Annotated in this window: 20 protein-coding genes and 4 pseudogenes; 7 read left to right on the plus strand and 17 right to left on the minus strand. The window is 70.8% G+C overall.

What is annotated here, in order from left to right; translation table 11 throughout:
- Positions 1–25 precede the first annotated feature (25 nt).
- Positions 26–1,078, minus strand: a complete 1,053-nt coding sequence (locus IEZ27_RS32015; RefSeq protein WP_189650660.1) for a WD40 repeat domain-containing protein — start codon at positions 1,076–1,078, stop codon at positions 26–28.
- A gap of 450 nt (positions 1,079–1,528) precedes the next feature.
- Between IEZ27_RS32015 and IEZ27_RS32020 the strand changes: the two genes are divergently transcribed.
- The gene (locus IEZ27_RS32020) at positions 1,529–2,008 is read left to right on the plus strand and encodes a hypothetical protein (protein ID WP_189650661.1); all 480 of its coding nucleotides are present in this window, start codon (positions 1,529–1,531) and stop codon (positions 2,006–2,008) included.
- A gap of 73 nt (positions 2,009–2,081) precedes the next feature.
- Here IEZ27_RS32020 and IEZ27_RS32025 read toward each other — a convergent pair whose 3' ends face one another.
- Positions 2,082–3,590, minus strand: coding sequence for a pentapeptide repeat-containing protein (locus IEZ27_RS32025; protein ID WP_189650662.1), 1,509 nt, complete (start codon positions 3,588–3,590; stop codon positions 2,082–2,084).
- A gap of 283 nt (positions 3,591–3,873) precedes the next feature.
- On the minus strand, positions 3,874–4,434 hold the full coding sequence (locus IEZ27_RS32030; protein WP_189650663.1) for a hypothetical protein: 561 nt from the start codon (positions 4,432–4,434) through the stop codon (positions 3,874–3,876).
- A 51-nt stretch (positions 4,435–4,485) separates the two neighbouring features.
- Between IEZ27_RS32030 and IEZ27_RS32035 the strand changes: the two genes are divergently transcribed.
- From IEZ27_RS32035 to IEZ27_RS32045, 3 genes are all read left to right on the plus strand, one after another.
- A complete protein-coding gene (locus IEZ27_RS32035; protein WP_229824534.1) occupies positions 4,486–4,962 on the plus strand; it encodes a recombinase family protein in 477 nt (158 codons plus the stop codon).
- 231 nt (positions 4,963–5,193) lie between these two features.
- Positions 5,194–5,658: a hypothetical protein gene (locus IEZ27_RS32040; protein ID WP_189650664.1), complete on the plus strand. Its 465-nt coding sequence runs from the start codon at positions 5,194–5,196 to the stop codon at positions 5,656–5,658.
- Between the two features lie 185 nt (positions 5,659–5,843).
- Positions 5,844–6,089, plus strand: a complete 246-nt coding sequence (locus IEZ27_RS32045; protein ID WP_189650665.1) for a hypothetical protein — start codon at positions 5,844–5,846, stop codon at positions 6,087–6,089.
- A gap of 167 nt (positions 6,090–6,256) precedes the next feature.
- Here the strand turns inward: IEZ27_RS32045 and IEZ27_RS32050 are convergent, their stop codons facing one another.
- The 6 genes and pseudogenes from IEZ27_RS32050 to IEZ27_RS32070 all read right to left on the minus strand — a co-directional run bounded on the left by IEZ27_RS32050 (position 6,257) and on the right by IEZ27_RS32070 (position 8,971).
- Positions 6,257–6,415 carry a hypothetical protein gene (locus IEZ27_RS32050; RefSeq protein WP_189650666.1) on the minus strand — a complete coding sequence of 53 codons (159 nt, stop codon included), beginning with the start codon at positions 6,413–6,415 and terminating at the stop codon, positions 6,257–6,259.
- Between the two features lie 334 nt (positions 6,416–6,749).
- Positions 6,750–7,331: a GPP34 family phosphoprotein gene (locus IEZ27_RS32055; RefSeq protein WP_189650667.1), complete on the minus strand. Its 582-nt coding sequence runs from the start codon at positions 7,329–7,331 to the stop codon at positions 6,750–6,752.
- 98 nt (positions 7,332–7,429) lie between these two features.
- Positions 7,430–7,663 (minus strand): hypothetical protein, encoded by a 234-nt coding sequence (locus IEZ27_RS32060; RefSeq protein WP_189650668.1) that lies wholly within the window; start codon positions 7,661–7,663, stop codon positions 7,430–7,432.
- Between the two features lie 14 nt (positions 7,664–7,677).
- Positions 7,678–8,076 (minus strand): endonuclease V, encoded by a 399-nt coding sequence (locus IEZ27_RS55335; RefSeq protein ID WP_308427317.1) that lies wholly within the window; start codon positions 8,074–8,076, stop codon positions 7,678–7,680.
- A gap of 43 nt (positions 8,077–8,119) precedes the next feature.
- Positions 8,120–8,500 (minus strand): annotated as a pseudogene (locus tag IEZ27_RS32065) (endonuclease V); the annotation flags it as partial.
- A gap of 165 nt (positions 8,501–8,665) precedes the next feature.
- On the minus strand, positions 8,666–8,971 hold the full coding sequence (locus IEZ27_RS32070) for a hypothetical protein (protein WP_189650669.1): 306 nt from the start codon (positions 8,969–8,971) through the stop codon (positions 8,666–8,668).
- Between the two features lie 561 nt (positions 8,972–9,532).
- Here IEZ27_RS32070 and IEZ27_RS32075 point away from each other — a divergent pair.
- Positions 9,533–9,760, plus strand: a complete 228-nt coding sequence (locus tag IEZ27_RS32075; RefSeq protein WP_189650670.1) for a hypothetical protein — start codon at positions 9,533–9,535, stop codon at positions 9,758–9,760.
- Between the two features lie 56 nt (positions 9,761–9,816).
- On the opposite strand, the pseudogene IEZ27_RS32080 reads toward IEZ27_RS32075, so the two are convergent.
- Positions 9,817–10,326: pseudogene (locus tag IEZ27_RS32080) on the minus strand (type 1 glutamine amidotransferase); the annotation flags it as partial.
- A gap of 170 nt (positions 10,327–10,496) precedes the next feature.
- Positions 10,497–10,718 (minus strand): hypothetical protein, encoded by a 222-nt coding sequence (locus IEZ27_RS32085; protein WP_379478651.1) that lies wholly within the window; start codon positions 10,716–10,718, stop codon positions 10,497–10,499.
- 389 nt (positions 10,719–11,107) lie between these two features.
- Here IEZ27_RS32085 and IEZ27_RS32090 point away from each other — a divergent pair.
- A pseudogene (locus IEZ27_RS32090) lies at positions 11,108–11,404 on the plus strand (IS5/IS1182 family transposase); the annotation flags it as partial.
- On the opposite strand, the gene IEZ27_RS54240 reads toward IEZ27_RS32090, so the two are convergent.
- Both IEZ27_RS54240 and IEZ27_RS32100 read right to left on the minus strand, forming a co-directional pair.
- Positions 11,401–11,799: a hypothetical protein gene (locus IEZ27_RS54240; protein ID WP_229824536.1), complete on the minus strand. Its 399-nt coding sequence runs from the start codon at positions 11,797–11,799 to the stop codon at positions 11,401–11,403. The pseudogene IEZ27_RS32090 and the gene IEZ27_RS54240 overlap by 4 nt on opposite strands.
- Before the next feature lie 568 nt (positions 11,800–12,367).
- Positions 12,368–12,535: a hypothetical protein gene (locus IEZ27_RS32100; RefSeq protein ID WP_189650673.1), complete on the minus strand. Its 168-nt coding sequence runs from the start codon at positions 12,533–12,535 to the stop codon at positions 12,368–12,370.
- A gap of 143 nt (positions 12,536–12,678) precedes the next feature.
- On the opposite strand from IEZ27_RS32100, the gene IEZ27_RS54245 reads away from it, so the two are divergent.
- The gene (locus tag IEZ27_RS54245) at positions 12,679–13,143 is read left to right on the plus strand and encodes a hypothetical protein (protein ID WP_229824537.1); all 465 of its coding nucleotides are present in this window, start codon (positions 12,679–12,681) and stop codon (positions 13,141–13,143) included.
- 24 nt (positions 13,144–13,167) lie between these two features.
- Here IEZ27_RS54245 and IEZ27_RS55340 read toward each other — a convergent pair.
- The 4 genes and pseudogenes from IEZ27_RS55340 to IEZ27_RS32120 all read right to left on the minus strand — a co-directional run.
- Positions 13,168–13,413, minus strand: a pseudogene (locus tag IEZ27_RS55340) (recombinase family protein); the annotation flags it as partial.
- Positions 13,385–14,947: an ABC transporter permease gene (locus IEZ27_RS32110; RefSeq protein WP_189650674.1), complete on the minus strand. Its 1,563-nt coding sequence runs from the start codon at positions 14,945–14,947 to the stop codon at positions 13,385–13,387. The pseudogene IEZ27_RS55340 and the gene IEZ27_RS32110, both read right to left, overlap by 29 nt.
- Entirely contained in the window at positions 14,944–15,840 is an 897-nt protein-coding gene (locus IEZ27_RS32115) for an ABC transporter ATP-binding protein (protein ID WP_189650675.1), read from the minus strand. Before IEZ27_RS32115 ends, IEZ27_RS32110 begins: the two co-directional genes overlap by 4 nt.
- Before the next feature lie 86 nt (positions 15,841–15,926).
- Positions 15,927–18,593, minus strand: coding sequence for a helix-turn-helix transcriptional regulator (locus IEZ27_RS32120; RefSeq protein ID WP_189650676.1), 2,667 nt, complete (start codon positions 18,591–18,593; stop codon positions 15,927–15,929).
- Between the last annotated feature and the right edge of the window lie 145 nt (positions 18,594–18,738).

Below are 18,738 nucleotides of genomic sequence, written 5' to 3' on the forward strand. Positions count from 1 at the left end.
TGGCCACGCGCTATGACAAACGCGCCTACATCTTCCTCGGCACCGTCACCCTGGCCGCCCTGGCTATCTGGCTCCGGACCTGATCTAAGAAACAGCTCCTAGGCCGGTAGGGCGCATCGGGGATGTACTGCTGCCATTCCGGAGGCGTGAACGGACGAACCGCGATGCGACAGACCTCTCGAAGAAGATGAGGAAGATCAGGTGGCAAGGCAACGTCCCAGATCCGTACGGTCTTGTCGCCGCCGCTGGCCAGGTGCTTGCTGTCGGGGCTGAACGCCACCGAGGCCACCGGGCCGGTGTGGCCGGTGAGGGGGGCGCCGAGCTGACGGCCGGTGTCCGCATCCCAGATCTGCACCGTCTTGTCGCCGGAGTTGGCCAGGCGGGTGCCGTCCGGGCTGAACGCCATCGAGGGCTCCAAGCTGTCTTGGACTCTCAGGACGCCCCGTGCAGGCTGACTGACCACCGCGTACATGCTTGTGCGGGCGTCGCTGGTGTGGGCGATCGCCCAGGCCGCCGCTGCCAGGCGCGCCGACGTCACCGGGTCGCCGGGCAAGGATTGGCTGTAGGCGGCCAGCTGGCCGACCAGCGCCTCGGTGCGTTGCTGTTCGGCGTCCTGGGCGATGCGTATGGCGGTTATCGCGGTGATGGTCGCGATAACCAGGAGTCCGGCCAGGACGGAGAACAGGGCCTGCCGGCGGCGCCGGGTGCGGGTGGCGGCCCGGGTGGCGGCGTGCAGGAAGGCGGTGGCGACCTCGGGCAGCTTGAGGTGGCGGCCGGGGTCGGCGTGCCAGCCCGTCGCGGCGTGCTGGGCCGTTTCCAGGCGGGTGGCGCGATATAGGAACGATGCGTCCTGGCCGGTCTGCCCCCATTGGGTGGCGTCCTGGCAGATCTCGCCGTGCAGCCGGCGGTCGGCTTGCTTGTCGGCCAGCCAGGTGCGCAGGCGTGGCCAGGCGGTGAGCAGCACGTCGTGGGCGAGTTCGACCGTGCCGGCCGCTGTCACCACCTCAGAACCATGAGACAGCACGGAGGTGCCGGCAATGGGATTTGGAACCGTCCAGTGCTCAACCAGCTCGTCCATGCTGAGCGGGGGACGTTCCATATCTACAGATCCACCCGCGATACCCCCGCATTACAGACAGTTGCGGCGCGCGTACCGAGTGATCGCCACGTGGGAGTCTCAACGGCGCTGTGCGACGACAATGGTCCAGCTCAGGTAGGGCTTGGCGGCTCACCGCACGTTTCTTAACGGCACCCCCATTTGGGTGAGATGCAGGAGGTGAGGCACGGCGCGAAGCAGCCCGGACGCTTTCTGGGCGAGAGTTTGACGGCCGGGGTTGCGCCTTCGCGTTCGAGCCCCCATCCAATTTTCCGATTTTGCGGTTTTGGAGCGCCCGATTTAAACGCTCAAACCTTTCCCGCAGGTTCTCAGGCAGTTCTCCTGGCGCTCAATATTTCAACATGTCATGCGTGACATGCTACTGCCGTGTGTGGCGCGAGGCCGCACGCCCGATCATCAAAGGGGAAATCGTTGAAGCAGATCGTCAAGCGTGGAGCCGCGGTACTCGCCGCATGGGCGGCGGCCGCGGGGGCGCTCGCGCTGAGCAGCCCGGCATCCGCCGCCACGACTACGACCACCTGCAGTGACAGCGTCCTGATCTCGGGTCTCTCCACCAAGGCCTGCGTGGATCTCACGGGCACTCAGGCGCGGTTCTACGGCACAGTCGGCGCGCCCGGCATCGCGGAGCCTGGCCCCGGCGGAGTCATCACCCCACAGCGCGCAGAGGTGGAGGTGTCCGGCCAAGTCGTCGGTGGCCTGTTCCTCGGCTCCCGGCGGCAGTCGGTGAGCATCTGGAACAACACCGTGACCGTTGAGGGCACCACCGCGACCGCCCCTTGCGGATCGACGATTCGCGCCGAGGTCAAGCTGTCCCAGGGGCCCGTGGGTCCCGGCGGGCCCAGCTTCTACGGCCCTGCCTCCGTCACGGTGGATGCGCCGATCGGCTGCTGAAACAGGTGGATCGACGGTGGGCGCGGAACAGCCGTTCCGCGCCCACGTGCGCATGCCCGCGGCTCGCGCCGCATCAGAGCGATAAGGGATGCGCCGCGGTGCCTTGAGGATCAGAGTTCGGCGTGTAAGGTTTCGAGTCCCGTCCACGATGTACAGGCGAGACGCGAACCTTACGCGCCCGCGCCGGATCCCCCATTGCCGCGCCGCGCGTCCGACAGTTCATCGGAGGCCCAGGTGCCTTTCCAGCCGTCTTGCCGGATGAACAGCCGGCCTGCTCCTCGCCGGAGAACGCCCCTGTGACACCCGATGAGATATCCGCTTCCGCCGCGGGTACCCCTGGATCGGCGGGGACGCCCGGCCACGGCGCCACCGGCGGGCAACCCGGGACGCCGAGCGGCGCGACTCCGGGCTCGCGGCCCTCGCGCACCTCCAGCCCCGAGGGAAGCCAGATCAGCTGGGGCCCTTTCGGCCCGGCCGATCCCGACAGCCCGCTGTTGAACCAGGCATCGCCAACGAAGGTCGCGTCGCTAAACCAGGCGTCGCCAGCGAAGGTCACCTTGCCGAACCAGGCATCGCCGGCGAAGGTCACCTTGCTGAATAGAGCGTTGTCGCTGAAAGCCGCCCCACGGAACCGGGCGTCGCCGCTGACGGTCGCCCCATTGAACCAGGCGTCGCCAGTGAAGCTCGCCGCGCTGAACCGGGCATCGCCGCTGACGGTCACCCTACCGAACCGGGCGTCACGGCTGAAGCTTGCTCCGGTGAACCGGGCGCCGCTGGTGAAGGTCGCCTCGACGAACCGGGCGTCACCAGTGAAGACCGCCTGGTCAAACCGGGCGTCCCCGGTGAAGGTCGCCCCGGTGAACTCGACCGAGTCCACGCGGCAGGTGCCGAGATCAAAGTCGATGAGGACCGCGCCGACAAGGTCAAGCCGGATGCCCGGCCAATGGCGCGGGTTGTGGTCGGGGCGGCGGAAGAGCCACCGGCGGCGTGGGGCAGGGGAGTCGTCGTAGCGGAGGTGGGCGGTCAGGATGCGCTGAGCCGTCAGGCGGACCTGGCGTTCCTCCTGCGGATCACGGCCGCCACTCGTGCCCGAGCGGGCCAGGTCGCGGGTGCGGGCGGCGCGCTGCGCGGCGCGGATCTTCTCGCCGCGGTCCTCGCGCGGCGGTGTGTACGGCATGCGCAGATATGAGCAGATCACGTCCACGATCGTCTGCCGCAGCGCCGGGGTGTCCTGGGCCAGGCGCTCCAGCGCGTACAGGCCACCGAGCCGGACCGGGGCCTGGGCGTTGCCGAGCTGCTCGACCGCCTTGGTGTAGAGCTCGGTCACGCGACGCTCGGCGGCGTCGTGCGTGGTGTGCGCGGTGGCCAGCTCCTGATGCCGCTGGCGGCGCACGGCCAGCAGCAGCGTCACCGAAGCGCCTACCCCGGCCGCGGCGGCCAGTGCGGTACGGGCGGCCTCAATTCGGGCCGACACCCGCTCGGCGAGAGTGGGCAGCTTGTCCAGGTCCTGCAGCAGCCAGGCGCTGACACCCCAGGCCGCCGCACCGACCAGCAGCGCCGTAGGAAGTGCCCACCACCACATCGAACGAGGCGGTCGCAGGTCGGGGGGACGCGCAGGTGGCAGAGGTGAGCGTCGGATAAGACCCATACACCCGATTCCACCTCCTGCCGCGCAGCATTCCAGGCGAATTGCTCAACTCGTATAGGCGGCCGGACGCCTCATGCGCGGGCGGATGTGTGGAACCCGAGGACCTGGTGCGGACGGCCCTCCATGGCCGTTCGGCTTGGGGGACTCCTGGCGGGCAGGTGAGGGCCGGAACGTTGTCGCGTTCCGGCCCTCACGAATTATGCTCAGGAAGAAAGGGCTACCCGGTCTTGCGGCGCTGGTCAGGGGTATGCAGCTCGGCGACCGAGGCGATCGGCTCGCCCTGGGCGCGCTTGTGGCGCATGCGCAGCTGGCGCCAGGCGGTCACCCACACCTGGACATCGGACTCGGAGTTCGAGCAGGCCCAGATGAAGGCACGGACCAGTTTCTCCGGCGGGAGCCGGGGTGAGTTCAGCGCCTCGCACAGGCTGCTAGCACCGAAGGCCTTGCCAGAGCGGCGGACCAGTTCGCGGTAGCTGGGCTCGCCGGCCCAGATCCGATAGTCCTTCATCAGCTCGACGAACTGCATGGGGGTGCGTGCGGTGAGCGGATCGGGCTTCAGATCGTTGAAGCCCTTCAGGTCGGCGATGGCACCGCCGGGCCGGTCGGCAGGGCCGGGCTTCGGCGGAGGTGTCGGGGTGACGATCAATTTGGTGGGCTTGGGAGCCAGCACGCCGCCGAGTCCCTGCGGGGGGAGTTCGATGGTGATCTGGGCATTGTCGTTGAGCAGTTCCTGAAGCTGCTGGACGGCCTGGATGGCGTTGCTGGACGCGCGTCCCATCAGGGGTCGAGGGCGTCGTGCTGGCGTTGGATTTTCTCGATCTGCCTGAAGGTGTTCGAGGAGAAGATCAGCGGCAAGCTCGCCACCGACGACCGGCCCGTCCTGCTGGAGGCGCTGTCCTACATCCGCGCCGGGGACATGCTGACCGTCCAGGAGGTCGACCGTCTCGGCCGCAACCTCCTGGAAGGGCTCATCGTCCTCAACGACCTGTTCCAGCGCGGCATCGCGGTCAAGGTGCTGGAGGGCATCGCGGCCGGCGAGCACACCGAGCGCTCCCTGATCCTCGATCTGGCCCTGGCCCTGTCGGAGGACCGGCGCCGTGACATCGTCCGCAAGACCAAGAACGGCCTGGAGGCGGCCCGCCGCCGCGGCCGGGTCGGCGGCCGACCCCCGGTGGTCGACGACGACAAACGCGCCGCCATCCTCGCCCGCCGTCAGCGCGGGGAGTCCATCCGCACCATCGCCGCCGGCGTCAACGTCTCTATCGGCGTCGTCCACAAGACCCTCGCAGGCGCCAAGGAGTCGTAGGCCGTCCCGGGGACTGCAGAAATGCCAGCTTGCGTGGGGGAAGCGGCGTGACAGCACCTAACGATCTGGGCTCTCGGGAGGGCGAATGCCGATACGTCCGGTGTAACGTGCACAGTCAGTCAAGTCAACGGATTGTAATCAGTCAACTACTAAACGTATCTTCTGGGTGGTGCTTCACGGACGGCGGCCCCTTCATCTGCCGTCCCACCACCCCCTGATCGGGAGGTAGCCATGCCAAGCAATCCCATCACCCCCGCCGCCAACACCACGGGCGGCTCGACCTGGCTCCAGACTGACCCGCTCAACTTCAGCCACACCATCAACGGCGCCGACCGCGTCTACGAGCGGATCTCCGAGGTCCCGGAACTCAAGATCCCCTTCCCCGGCGTATGGGAGGTCTCCTACAACGCCCGCCCCATGCTCGCCGTGACCAGCAGCGCGAACGCACTGTTCGTCCATACGGCCATCTTCAAGAACGGCGCCGTCATCCCCGGCAGTGAGGCAGTGACCGGCATCCAGAGCCCGGCGCACGGAAGCCAGAACACCGCCGGACAGACATTCCTGCACACCTTCGCCGCCGGGGACGTCGTCACCCTCCACGGCTTCCGCATCGGGCAGGCCGGCACCGCTGCCGTCGCCAGCAACTCCGACGGACGCACCGGAGTCATGGCCCACTGGGTGGCCCCCGGCTTCTAAGGCCGTTCCTGCCAGGGCCTCCCTCGTCCGGGACCGGGCAAGGGAGGCCCTGTTGTGACGTGACGCACCGGCTGGGTACTGAACCGTTCCCGACGATTCGATTACTCTCTGTTGACTTGCCGTCACGTAGCGCAGATAACTTGAGGTAGAGCCTCACACGAGGGCGCCCCCGCAAGGAGCACGCCATGAAAACAGTCACGCGAGCACTCAAGGCCAGCCTCTGCGCCCTAGCCGCCGGAGGAGCCCTCCTGGCCGCAGCTCCCGCCGCGTCGGCGGAGTCCTGGCACTGGATCTCACGCCACGACACCTGGGTGGGCTGCCACACCATGGCCGTCGTGGACTTCGGCGGTTGGCCGTCCGAGCGGGTGAAGTGCGAGATCGAAGGCACCTGGAGCCCCTGGCAGACCTACGCCCTCTACGTCTACTACTAACCCTGCCCGCGGCCACGGGCTTGGTCCGTGGCCGTGCACAGTCTCCAGGTTTCTGCATCGATGAAAGGCCCCTGGCCCGTATCACTTGGCTCGACGAGCACACAGTGCCTGATGCGGCACTAGAACGGCGGGGGCAGAACCCTCCCCGGTCGCCCGCGATGTGCCTGCTATTCGCCCGGCCGCCCTTCGGCGGAGGCCTGACCGCCGAAGAGCTGGAGAGCCTGGCCGCGGCCGCCCGGCACGCCGTGGTGATGCGCGGCCGCCGCTCTGCCGCCGCCACGGCGCAGCTCGCCCGGGCCGACGACGTCGACCAACTCGGCGAGCACCGCTCGAGTACGGCGAGCACAGCCCGCAGATCGCCGAGCGGGACTGGCGCGACGGAGTCACTACTGTTGGTGATCGTGGATCGGGTGGTGGCACCCGGGGCCGTCCTCGCCTGTGGGGGCCGCGGTTGCGAGCAGGGAGGTGTCGGTGGTGACGGACGTGCAGCAAGGGGATCTGAGGGGGCCCTGATGCAGCGCTGCGTCAGGGCTACCCGGCGAGCAGGGCGCCGGCCCGTCGTGTGTCCGCTACCGGCAGCCGCCCGTGCGCTGACCCGCCAGGGGGCTGCAGGCGGTCACGAGCACCCGGGTGGGTGCCCTGACGGCGTTCGCCGCAGGGTCACTCGCCGCTGCTACGCGGGTTCGGTACGGCGCCGCTCAGCACGGTGCTGGTGTCACGCAGGTCCTCGGCGAAGGCCAGCACGGCCCCGACGCCGCGGGCGCGGTCCTTGCGCTGCTGCCAGCTCAGCCTGAGGCCGAGCTCCCCAGCGAACCCCGCGCTGTCCACGAGGTCGCTCAGGAACAGCAGATGCTCGTCGAGCGGGGCCCGCTGGTCATAGACAGCGCGTAAGTGGGCGATGAGCGAGCCGCGGGCCGACGGATCGGGGTGGTGGCGTTCTCCGGCCAGGAGCCTGCCGGGCTGATGGCGCAGCAGGCCCTGTCCGATCAGTGCGTCGCGGTGCAGAGCGAGGGCCGCGCGACGGCGATGGCGCAGCCACCCGTGCGGCCCCGAGCCGGATTGCAGCGTGCCCAGCACGTCGTCGGCCCAGCCGAGACCGGTGCGGCGGGTGTCCAGCAGTTCGATCGTGCCGCTGGCGCAGTAGACGTCGAAGCCGAACAGCTTGGACTTGCGGACGCGCACCCGCAGCCTGCGGCGCAGCGCGAGTTCGCCGAGCTCGCCGATCCGGTCGCGCGCCTCCATCACCTTCGGAGGCCACGGGCATTTCGCTGAGGAGTTGACCATCCGCAGTCCTTCCGGGAAGAGGATCCGGGGGTGGGAGAGTCCGCCCGGCGAAGCATTCAGCGGGGGTAGCGACTGCTACGCGAGGCCAGGGCCGCGATCCGCCTCAGGGTGACGTGCAGAGCGGTGATGGCCCCGAAGGGCTTGTCGTAGTCGATCGGCTGCTGGCATCGAGCGCTGGCGACCTCAGCGATGAGGGTCAGGATCTCGCCGTCGGCGTGCACGGCCCGGATGTCGAAGTTCTCTACCGTGGCCAGCTCAGCGACCATGGTCTCGTCCGCAGGAAAGCCCATCTCGTGTGATCCCTTCAGGCCGAGGTCGTTGGCGGCGTACGCAGGACCGTGAGCCCTGCCTTCGCCCCGCGCCCAGCGCGCCCGATCAGTCCTTCGTCGATCAGGAGGCTCTTGGCGGCTCGGACCACCTCGGTGTTGCTGTCGTAGTGCTCGATCAGCTCGCGCTCGGTCGGGAAGCGGTGGTGGAGGCGAAGCTCGCCGGAGGTGATCCGGGCCCACAGATCGTCGGCGATCACGTCCGCGCTCGTCATGATGCGCTTGGCCTGGTACTCCAGGCCGATGCGGTGTCCCTGGGAGACGTAGACCGGTTTCGTGTCCCGCCGCGTGCGCAGCGCCCGGCCCACCGTGACGCCCTCGTGGACGATCGGCGTCCAGTCGCCGCGCTCCCGGCCCGGCGGCTCGTGCTCGCCCACGAACCGGCGTCTTGGCCACCCCGATCGCGGGCAGGCCGGTCAGCACGCCCAGGTGGCAGGCCAGGCCGAAGCCGCGCGGGTGCGCCAGGCCATGGCCGTCGCAGACCAGCAGGTCAGGGGTGACGGCCAGGCGTTCGAACGCCTCGACCAGGGTGGGCAGCTCGCGGAAGGCGAACAGGCCGGGCACGTACGGGAAGGCCGCCTTGCCGTGGGCCACCGCCCGCTCGACCGGTTCCAGGGTCGCCGCGTCCAGGACGACCGCCGCCGCCGTCACGTCGTCGTCGCCGTGGTAGTGCACGTCGAGGCCGGCCACCAGGGTGAACTCCGTGGGCCCGGAGAGCTCGACGCGTCCGCGCAGCCGGTCCTGGACGGCCTCGGCCTCGGCGAAGTCGTCCGGCCAGGGGTGAAGTCTGTTTACCTGCACCCCGCCCAAGTTGGGGCCTTTCGTGCCCGGCCGCGTCGCCGTACGCGGGTGGTGACGTCCTGGACGCGGCGGCCGTACGAAGGAGGACGGGGGTCAGGCTCGCCGGCTGCGCCACCGCCCGGCTCCACCCGCCGTGGCGCGCGGAGCCGGGCGGCGGCCGGTCGGTCAGTAGGCCTTGATGTCGTAGGAAGCCGCCACAGCCGTGACATACCCCCAGGCGCAGTGCGCTTCCGACTGCGTGCCGACCCACTGCCACGAGCCGTAGGACTTGGCGGTGGAGGAACCGTTGGAGCAGGTCGCGATGGCCCGCACATAACCCGCCCCGCCGGTGCAGTTCGCCCAGGTGTAGGCGGCGTTGTAACCGATCCCGGAGCGGCAGTTGGACGGGAGGGGCTCGGCACTGGCGGCGGAGGGGGTGAGCGAGACGGCGGCGGCCGCGGCGACCAGGGCGGCGGCAAACTTGATCTTCATGGCCAGACACTAACTCGCGGCGGCGGCCCTGATGCCCCTTTGGATCAGGGATGATCGTCCGGATCTCGTCATACGATCAGCGGCCGAAGGCGAGCGCGGCTCACGATCGGGCTTCGTGGACGACCGCGTCGCCGACGGCCATGAGAGCGGCCGCGGCGGGGAACTCCTACGGTCGGGGAGAAGGAGGCGCGCCATGAACGAGGATGCACGAACAGGGCGCTCTCCTGGCCCGCGGAAGAACCTCGCCGTCATCCTGGGCTTGGTTCTCGCAGGGATGGGCGTAGTCCTAAGCTTTTGTCCCTTCTGGGCGACGAGGCGGAGCGGGCGGAGGCCCGGCGGGACCGAGCCGTGACGTCGTCGGCGGCTCAGCGGCCAGAGCCTGCCCCGACGGTCAGTCCCACGTCCGGCCCCGCGTCGCAGACGCCCACCGCGACACCGACGCCATCCGTCCCCGAGACCATCCCGCGCTCCTTCCTCGGCGTGTGGTCGGGGACGGTCACCCAAGGCGGCAGCTCGTACGAAGTGCGACTGCGACTGCGGGACGGACAGCCGGGCGAGCCGGTGGGAACCATCGCATACGAGCCCTTGCACTGCGCCGGCGAGCTCACACTCCGGACAGCCTCTCCCGAAAGCCTGGAACTGGCCGAGACGCTCACCAGCGGCACAGGGTGCACGCCCGAAGGGAACATCGCCCTCGACCGCCACGCGAACGGCACCCTGACCTACAATTATTTCCACTCACGCGGCTCGGTCACCACCACGGGGACGTTGAAGAAGACGGGAAACTAGCCCCGCCACCCGCCTGGCCGTGGCGCTCAGGCTCGATCGCCGTCCGGTCGTGGTGCTCAGGCTCGGTCGGCGGGTGTCCGGCCGCTGACGATCTTGGCGAAGCGGAGCGCCACCTCGCGCCAGACCGGCGTGGAGACCGGCTCGTCGGCCACCGCCCCGGCGTAGACCTCCTCGGGGTCGAAGCCGTCTGGCGTCCACTCGCGTACCCGCGAGGGCAGCACCTCGGGATGGAACTGCACCCCCCACGCCAGCTCGCCCACCCGGAACGCCTGGTAGGGGCAGGCACGCGTCTCGGCCAGCCACACCGCCCCGGCGGGCAGCCGGGTGACGGCGTCCTTGTGGTGCTCGATCGCGGGCACGACCGGCGGCAGCCCGTGGAACAGCGGGTCGCCGGCCGCCTCGGGCCGGAGCGTGACCGGCAGGCTGCCGTTCTCCGGCGCGCCGGTGTCGCCGGTCACCTCGCCGCCGGCCACCTCGGCGAGCATCTGTCCGCCCAGGCAGATGCCGAACAGCGGCACGCCCTCCTCCAGCGCCTGGCCCACCAGCCGGCGGGCGACCGCCGCTCGCTGTGATCGAGACGCGCGATCCCCGAGAGAACAACCGTGATGTCAGCCGCGGCTTGAACCGAACATGAGCGCCCTGGTCGACGTACGCACACTCCACGCCCCCCAAAAAGAAGACCCACACGGCGGCAGCCGAGGCCTTCACGAACCGGAGTCTCGCTCGTTCGTGAGCGCTACCACGGGGTGTTAGAGCACTCGCTCGTACCGTAGGAGGTGTCCGGGGTGTCACCGTCCCATCCGCCGTCATTGTCGGCATTCCACACCCACAACCACTTCCTCACATTGGTGAGCCATACGTATCTAGCGACGTAGTGGTTACCGGTGTCGTGGGAGTGACCGAACGCCTCCTGCTTGGGGTCTCCGCCGGGGCTGTCGTTGATGTAGATCTTGCTCACGCTGCACCGAGTGTCCGCGTGCGCCGCTGTGGCCCCGCCCGTGACAACCATGGCCCCTGCCAGGGAAACGGCCGCAGCGAGGGCACCCCCTCGCCTGAGATTTCTTCTCATTTCCTGTCCCTCTACTGAGAATCCTTCGGAATTTATGGCATCAGACGCCGTTCGGCGGATCCGATGTGCGCAGCGTACTTACGGTCGATCATGGAAGTCGTTAGCGCAGCGCGTAGTGTTCCTAAGTAACGGGCGCACGGTGACCTCGCCGTCGCCGAGTCGGTCACCTGGTACTCCATCACCGAACTGGCCGCGTCGCTGGCCGGTACGGCGCCGCGGATCCGCTTCGAATGGCCGCTGCCCGGCCATGGCGACCGCAGGCGGCTGCCCGCCGGGGAGTTCGCCCGCCGGAATCGCGACCTGGCCGTCCGCACCGCGGCTACGACCACGACAACTACCGCCGCCTGGTCCGCGAGCTGCAGATCCGCCCGCTGATCGCCCGCTGCGGCACCGATCGCGGCTCCGGCCTGAGCAAACAACGCTGGGTCGTCGAGCAGACCTTCGCCCTGCTGCACGCCTCCCGACGCCTGCGAATCCGCCGGGAGGTCCGGGCCGACATCTACGAGGCCTTCCTCAAGCTGGCCTGCGCGCTCATCTGCTGGCGGCGCTTCACCTCATTGCGTGAGCTGCTCTAAGCGGTGACAAAGTGGCGGAATTCGTTCAGGTCCCAGCCCGTGCCAGGGCCGTTCAGCGCGGTGTGCTCATCCAGTAGGGCGCGGGCGGCTGAGTGCAGAAATGGGCGGGTGGCGCCCTGCAGCTTCTTCGCCTGGTAGCGGTCCGTCGCACGTCGCACCGCTCCGTGATCCGCTGAGGCGCCACCGACCGGACCGTAGTCCAGCCACCGCCACTGCGACGCCGGCGGCGCCGTCTTCCCCCGCGCCCGGGCGCCCTTCCAGAACTGCTCGGCTTCCTGGTCCTTGTGATAGATGGCCCGCATGTACGCGCGCTGGCGATCGTTCAGCGCGGCCCAGACCTCGGCGGCGCGCTTGGCGGGAGGCATGGCCAGCACGCTACCAAGCACGAGCCGCACCTCACCCCTTTGTCGCGGTCCGCAGGTGCTCGCCCTTGGTCCTCATGCGCGGCGGTCGAGTTCGCTGTAACGTCTGGTCCAGGCCGAGGCGGCTGACGCTCGTGTCAGCCGTGGACCGTGTTGTTGTTGCCGGTGATCGCGTTGCGGATGCTGCCTGCCGCGACGCTCCTCTGGCCGCTCGCCGTGATTGTTGTTGCGCCCGCAGCGGGCGACAGCAGTGCGGCGACCTGATCACGCAGCTCGGCATCCTCTCGCAGCGCCCGCTTCAGTTGCTGCCGCAGCGCGGGCGTCGCCTCCGCGTCCTCGGGCTCCGCCGCCGCGTCCTCGACGGCCTGCTCGAGCGCAGCCCGGCCCCGCTCATCCCGGCGCGAAACGACGGGTACGCCCTCACCACTGGCCGCTCATCTGCACCATCAGCCGCTGCTGGGATACCACCCGTGGTGGCGACTCCTACCTCCCCCAACCTTCGCTCCCCCGCCTTCGGCCGCGGTCAGCCCGCCTGTGCCCGCAAGAAGCGGTGCGCTCCCGCAGCTCTGAGAGCTCAGGGAGCCACCCTCGCGCGGGACGGTTAGCGGTCGACGGGCCCTTGCATGCGGTCGAGGTCGGAATGGGCGATGTTGCTCTCGCCGTGATCGGTGGGTCGGCGGTGGCGGTCACGGGTAGTGGCGGCGTACTCGATGAGGGCGGTGGCCAGGCTCATCGCGGCGGCGGTGCGCGCGAGGATTTCTGCGGACACGGTGCGCAGGTGGTTGCGTACGGGGGAGTTTGAGCGGGTGGTGCCGGTGCCGGGGGCGGCTGGTTCGTCCGGGTGGCGGAGCTGCTCCAGGTGGAGAAGCGTATGCGGCAGCGCCGGTGTAACCGTGGCGGGAGGGTGGCGGCTTGGCTCGACTCGGGGTAGCGCTGTTTGAGCTGGGCGTGTGCCGCATCCTGGTCTTGGATCGCTTCGCGCAGGAGGATGACGGAGCCCATGAGCGCCATCTCGTTGTCCCCGGCGCCGGTAGCGACGAGGTCGTTCGCGTTCTCGGGGAGGGTGAAGGCGGCTGCGTATCGGCGGGCGGCGTCGCGTACCTGGTAGACGATGAGGGGCCGGGCGGCGAGCACGGTGTCCAGGTGGTGGAGCGCGTCGAGGTAGTCGTCGCTGACGGGCATCTTGGCGGGGTCGGCGTTGGCTGCGGCTCGTGCGCAGATGATCACGCGGTCGAGCAGGTCGTCGCCAGCGGCGGCGGATTCCCTGATCTCGGCTGGGATGTCGAGCTGCTCGCCGCCGGTCGGGTCCTCTGCTACGGGCGGCAGGTTGCCTACGGCCTCGTCCACGCCGTTCTTGGCGCCGATGGCGAGGAGTAGCGCGCCGATCAGCGCGAGCTCGGGCCGGGTGGTGGCCCGAGTGGAGATCTTCTCGGAGAAAACGCGGGTGACGCCGGCGGCTTTGAGCGCGTCGAGCTGGGTGTCCAGGGACTGGCGGACGGTGGAGGCGCGGGCGTACCCGATCCGCGCGTGCCCCGCCGGTTCGGCGTCGGCCGCGACCGGGGTACGGACAGATCCGCCCTGGAGTCCAGGGCGGATCTGTCCGTGGCGTCGCTGGGGCTCAGGTGAGTGCCCTGCGTCTAACGGCAGCGAGGCCGGCCGCGACGAGGACGGCGGCGATGCCTGTCATGATCGCGATGGCGGTGGCCGTGAAGGGCGCGCCGGTGATGACCATGGGCAGGTTGGGGTAGGGCACGGCGTACTTGGCGATCCGGTAGTCGATGCCGAGGATCGGGCCGAGTACCTCGCCGAAGAGGTTGACGAACAGGAAGGCCGCCCAGGAGATCGCGGCCGCGGCGCGGGGCAGCAGGCCGAAGGCCAGGACGCCGACCCCGGCCATCACCCAGGTGGCGGGCACTTGCACCAGGGCGCCGGCGAGGACCTTGCCGGGCGCTCCGGCCACCAGGCCCATGGTCAGTCCCGCGGTGGCGAGGATCAGGGCGGTTCCGGCCAGGGCGAACAGCAGGTGGCCGGCGACCCAGCGCGCGCGGGAGACCGGGGTGGACAGGAGCAGCTCAGCCCGGCCGGTGGTCTCCTCGCTGCGCAGCCGCAGCAGGGCCAGCAGCGGGTAGAGGGCCGAGACGTAGCCGAGGCTGAGCACGATCAGCCACAGGTAGGCGTCGGTCATGGTGGCCTCGGGCGAGGCGGTGTAGCGGCGGAAGAACTCCTCGACCGCGGCGCCCTGCCGGGCGACCTCCTCGATGGAGGTGGCCAGGGCGCCCAGAACCAGCCCGGCGATCGCGTATCCGGCGATCCAACCGGCGAGCAGGCCCTTCTGCAGCCGCCAGGCCAGGCGCAGGGGGCTGCGCAGCCGGTCGGAGGCGGCCGGGCCGGGACGTTCGGGAATCAGGCCGTGACCGAGGTCGCGCCGGGTGAGCAGCCGGTAGGCCAGGGCGAGGGTCGCGGCGGTGAAGGCGAGGCTGAGCAGCAGCACGGTCACGTTGTTGTCCCCGTACGGCCGTACCAGGTGCGACCAGCCTTGCGGTGAGAGCCACTTGAGCGCGGCCAGGCCGCTGCCGTCGGCGACGAAGCGCAGCACGTAGCTGAGGCCCAGGCCGAGCGCGGCCACGCCGATCGCGGTGCGCGCGGTCTGGGTGAGCTGGGCGGCCACCGCGCCCATACCGGCGAAGACCAGGCCGGCGGCGGTGATCGCGGCGCCGAAGGCCAGCGACCCGGCCGCGCCGGCGCCGGTCGCGGCCATGGCGGCGGCGGTGAGCAGCCCGGCCAGGACGGCCGAGCCGCAGGCGACGGCGAGCGCGGCGGTCAGCGGCGCCAGGCGGCCGACCACGCCGGCGCCGACCAATTCGGCGCGGCCGGACTCCTCCTCGCCCCGGCTGTGCCGGACGACGGTGAGGATCATGATCAGGCCGAGGATGGTGTAGATGGCGTCGGCGTTCTTCCAGACCGCCATGCCGGCCAGAGTGGCGGAGGGGATCTCGCCGGCGAACGCGGTCAGCGCCTGGTTGGCCGCCATCTCGCGGGCGAAGGCTGCGATGTCGGGAATGCCGGTGGCGTACCGCTGGACCTGCCCGGCCGCGAGCGCGACGAGCAGCAGCAGCCAGAGCGGGACGATGAGGCGCTCACGCTTGAGCGCGAGCTTGGTCAGGGTCCAGGTGCCGTTCATCGCTCGGCCTTCTCGCTCTCGTAGTGGCGCAGGAACAGGTCTTCCAGCGAGGGCGGGGTGCAGGTCAGGTCGCGTACGCCCACCCTGATCAGCTCGGCCAGCGCCGCGTCCAGCCGGGTACGGTCCACCTCGAAGGAGATCCGGTTTCCCTCGATGCGCACCGCGTGCAGGTCCGGCATCCGGGCCAGCCCCTCGGGTGGGGAGGCCAGCTCGGCGGTGACCTGACTGCGGGCCAGACCGCGCAGCTGGGACAGGGGGCCGGCCTGCACCGTCCGGCCCCGGCGGATGATCGTGACGCGGTCGCACAGCGCCTCCACCTCCGACAGGATGTGGCTGGACAGCAGCACGGTCCGGCCGCGGGCCTTCTCCTCGGCCACACACTGCTGGAAGACCGCCTCCATCAGCGGGTCCAGGCCGGAGGTGGGCTCGTCCAGGATGAGCAGGTCGGCGTCGGACGCGAACGCCGCCACCAGCGCGACCTTCTGCCGGTTGCCCTTGGAGTAGGTCTTGGCCTTCTTGCGCGGGTCCAGCTCGAACCGCTCCAGCAGTTCCGCCCGCCGGGCCCGGTCCAGGCCGCCGCGCAGCCGGCCGAGCAGGTCGATGACCTCGCCGCCGGTCAGACTCGGCCACAGGCTCACGTCGCCCGGCACGTACGCCAGCCGCCGGTGCAGCTCGGCCGCCTCGCGCCACGGGTCACCGTCCAGCAGCGTCACCCGGCCGGCGTCGGCCCGCAGCAGGCCCAGCAGGGTCCTGATGGTGGTCGACTTCCCGGCCCCGTTCGGGCCGAGGAAGCCGTGCACCTCCCCGGCTCGTACGGTCAGGTCCAGACCGTCCAGGGCCCGGGCCCGGCCGAAGGACTTGACCAGTCCCTCCACGTCGATGGCCAGTTCCATGGCCGCCACACTCCTCGTCTTGTTCCCTTTGGTGCTGGTCAAGACGTTAGAAGCGGCGATCATCCGGCGGTATCGGGCATGTGCCCCTATTCGAGGCTCAGGCGGGCCAGCTCCGTCCGGGTGGAGACGCCGAGCTTGGGGAAGGCGCGGTAGAGGTGGTGGCCGACGGTCTTGGGGCTGAGGAACAGCCGCGCGGCGATCTCCTTGTTCGTCGCACCGGTCGCCGCGAGCCGTACCACCTGCAACTCCTGCGGGGTGAGCTGGGCCGCCGCGTCCGCCGTCGCCGTGGGGACGGAGCTTTCGCCGGCCGCGCGCAACTCGGCGCGGGCATGCTCGGCCCACGGTGCCGCGCCGAGCCGTTCGAACCGCTCCAGCGCCTCGCGCAGGTGCGTGCGGGCCTCGGCCTTGTGCCGCTCGCGGCGCAGCCATTCGCCGTACAGCAGCTCGGTGCGGGCCCGTTCGAACGGCCGGGCCTCGCCCTGCAGCTCCAAAGCCCGCTCGTACAGCGAGCCGTCCCCGGTCACCAGCGCGCGGCAGCGCAGCACGAGACCGTCCTCCCAGGGCAGGCGGGCGGCGGCGGCCCACTGCTCCAGCCGGGCCAGCGGCTCGGCGGCGCGTTCCGGGCGGCCGAGCCGGACGGCGGCCTCCACCTGGTCGGCGGCGAAGTGCACGCCGGGGCCCACGTGCTGGATCGGGCCGCGGGTGGCCGTCTCCAGCCGGTCCAGTGCCGCCTCGTACCGGCCCCGGCCGAGGTCGAGCAGCGCCAGCGCCCACTCGCACCACGCGGCCACGAGCGCGTTGGCGTGCGCGGGGAAACGCCGCAGGCTCCGCTCGGCGGGGCGCGTGCCGGGCTCGTCGCCGCGGACGGCGGCCACGTACGCCAGCAGCGCCTCGGCGTGTGCCATGCGGCTGGGCTGGCCGGTGTCCTCGGCGATGCGCAGTGCCTCGCTCGCGGACTGGATCGCGTCGCGGTGGCGGCCGAGGTTGATCTCGGCGGTCGCGAGGGTGCACAGCACCATCGGCAGCCAGCCGATGGCGCCGCTCGTGCGGCTCTCCTCGGCCAGGCCGGCCATGATGTCGCGGGTGTCGTCGTAGTCGCCGGTCAGTAGCGCCTGCGAGGCCACGTTGAGCCGCAGCCCCGGCGGCCCGCTCCTGCCCTGCGCGATGTGCTCGCGCAGCAGCGCCACCCCATCGGCCGCCTCGGCCGCGTCGTCGGAGTACAGCTTCAGCGCCCCGCCGATGGACGCGACGAGCCTGTCCCTGACCGTGTCCGGCGGCAGCTCCGCGAGGATGCGGTGGGCCTGTGCCACCCGTACGGGCTCGCCGGCCGACCAGGACGCCCGTGCCGCGTCGGCCAGCATCGACGCGGCGGTGTCCGGATCGAGCGGCGCGACCTGACGGGCCGCCGTGACCAGCACCTCGTGCACCGTGCGCAACGAGCCGTGCTCGAACTCCACCCGGGCCCGCACGGTCGCGACGCGCGCCAGCACGCGGGTGTCCTCGGTCAGCCGGAGCGCCTGCCCCGCCAGGTGCCGGGCGCGATCGGGCAGGCCCGCGTCCACGGCGATCTCCCCGGCCAGCGCCAGCCGCCGCGCCCGCTCCGCTTCCTCGGAGGTGAGCCGGACGGCCCGTTCCAGCGCCGCGACGGCGGTGGCGTGTCCGGAACGCCGGCGGGCGCGCAGGGCGGCCGCCTCCAGGTCCGCCGCCACCTCCTCATCCGGCCCGGTGGCCGCCGCCGCTCGGTGCCAGGCCGCCCGGTCGGGGTCGCCGGCCAGCGCGTCCGCGAGCGCGGCGTGCGCGGCCAGCCGGTCGGTGAAGGGCGCGCCCCGGTAGGCGGCCGTACGGATGAGCGGGTGCCGGAAGACGACCGTCTGCTCCTCTACGGCGATCAGCCCCTCGCCCTCGGCCGCCGCCAGCGCGTCCGCCGCCAGCCCGAGAACCGTCATGGCCCGCAGCGTGGCCGCCAGCGCGCCACTCTCCTCCGCCGCCGCGACCAGCAGGGCGCTACGGGCCGGCGCGGGCAGTTTGGCGATGCGTTGCTGGTAGGCGTCCTGCAGCCGGTGCGGCAGCGGGAGGGGCCCGGGCTCGCCGTCGTCGGTCTTGGGCAGTTCGAGCAGGGCCAGCGGGTTGCCGTCGGCCTCGGCCAGCACCCGGTCGCGTCTATGGACGGGCAGGTCGGGAGCGTGCTCGGCAAGCAGCGCCCGCGCAGCCGTGGCATCCAGCCGCTTGAGCGCCAGTTCGGGCAGGCCAGGCAGGGCGGCTCCCTCTCGCGCCGCGAACAGCAGGAACACCTTCTCGGCCATCAGCCGGCGGGCGGCGAACGCCAGCGCCTCGGCCGACGGCCGGTCCAGCCACTGGGCGTCGTCCACCAGGCACAACACCGGCCCGTCCGCGGCCAGCTCCGCCAGCAGCGACACCGTGGCAAGGCCGACCAGGAACCGGTTGTCGCCCCCCGGCGCGGCCAGCCCCAGCGCCGCCCGCAACGCCTCCGCCTGAGGACCGGGAAGGCCGGGCAGGTGCCCCATCGCGCCGGACAGCAGCACTTGCAGCGCCGCAAATGGCAGCTCGGCCTCGCTCTCCACGCCCGTGCAGCCGAGCACCTGGAACTCCTGGCCCGAGCCCGCCCACCGCAGCAGCGCCGACTTGCCGCCGCCCGGTTCACCCAGGACCACGACGGCGCCGCCCCGGCCAGAGGCGGCCTCCGCCAGGAGCCGGCCGAGTTCCCGCTGCTCCCGCTCCCGCCCATGCAACATCAGGCGCTCCTTGCGCTCACAGGCCTGGTGATCTCAACGCTGGGCAGCATACGCGTTTGGCGGTATGCCGCTGATTGGGCAGCGCGTCCAGGGGTGCAGACCAAGTACCGGTGAAAGGGGCAGTCCCCTGGTCGGCCAAAACTCC

The organism is Nonomuraea spiralis (assembly GCF_014648435.1).
Classification (GTDB): Bacteria; Actinomycetota; Actinomycetes; order Streptosporangiales; family Streptosporangiaceae; genus Nonomuraea; species Nonomuraea spiralis.

What these genes read in the sequence shown, in the direction of transcription:
- IEZ27_RS32060 (WP_189650668.1), bottom strand. Translation starts at nt 7,663, where the DNA reads ATGGGCTTTCCTGCGGACGAGACCATGGTCGCTGAGCTGGCCACGGTA.
- IEZ27_RS32070 (WP_189650669.1), bottom strand. Translation starts at nt 8,971, where the DNA reads ATGAAGATCAAGTTTGCCGCCGCCCTGGTCGCCGCGGCCGCCGCCGTC.
- IEZ27_RS32015 (WP_189650660.1), bottom strand. Translation starts at nt 1,078, where the DNA reads ATGGACGAGCTGGTTGAGCACTGGACGGTTCCAAATCCCATTGCCGGC.
- IEZ27_RS32025 (WP_189650662.1), bottom strand. Translation starts at nt 3,590, where the DNA reads ATGTGGTGGTGGGCACTTCCTACGGCGCTGCTGGTCGGTGCGGCGGCC.
- IEZ27_RS32115 (WP_189650675.1), bottom strand. Translation starts at nt 15,840, where the DNA reads ATGGAACTGGCCATCGACGTGGAGGGACTGGTCAAGTCCTTCGGCCGG.
- IEZ27_RS32110 (WP_189650674.1), bottom strand. Translation starts at nt 14,947, where the DNA reads ATGAACGGCACCTGGACCCTGACCAAGCTCGCGCTCAAGCGTGAGCGC.
- IEZ27_RS32030 (WP_189650663.1), bottom strand. Translation starts at nt 4,434, where the DNA reads ATGGGACGCGCGTCCAGCAACGCCATCCAGGCCGTCCAGCAGCTTCAG.
- IEZ27_RS32040 (WP_189650664.1), top strand. Translation starts at nt 5,194, where the DNA reads ATGCCAAGCAATCCCATCACCCCCGCCGCCAACACCACGGGCGGCTCG.
- IEZ27_RS32120 (WP_189650676.1), bottom strand. Translation starts at nt 18,593, where the DNA reads ATGTTGCATGGGCGGGAGCGGGAGCAGCGGGAACTCGGCCGGCTCCTG.
- IEZ27_RS32055 (WP_189650667.1), bottom strand. Translation starts at nt 7,331, where the DNA reads ATGGAGGCGCGCGACCGGATCGGCGAGCTCGGCGAACTCGCGCTGCGC.
- IEZ27_RS32045 (WP_189650665.1), top strand. Translation starts at nt 5,844, where the DNA reads ATGAAAACAGTCACGCGAGCACTCAAGGCCAGCCTCTGCGCCCTAGCC.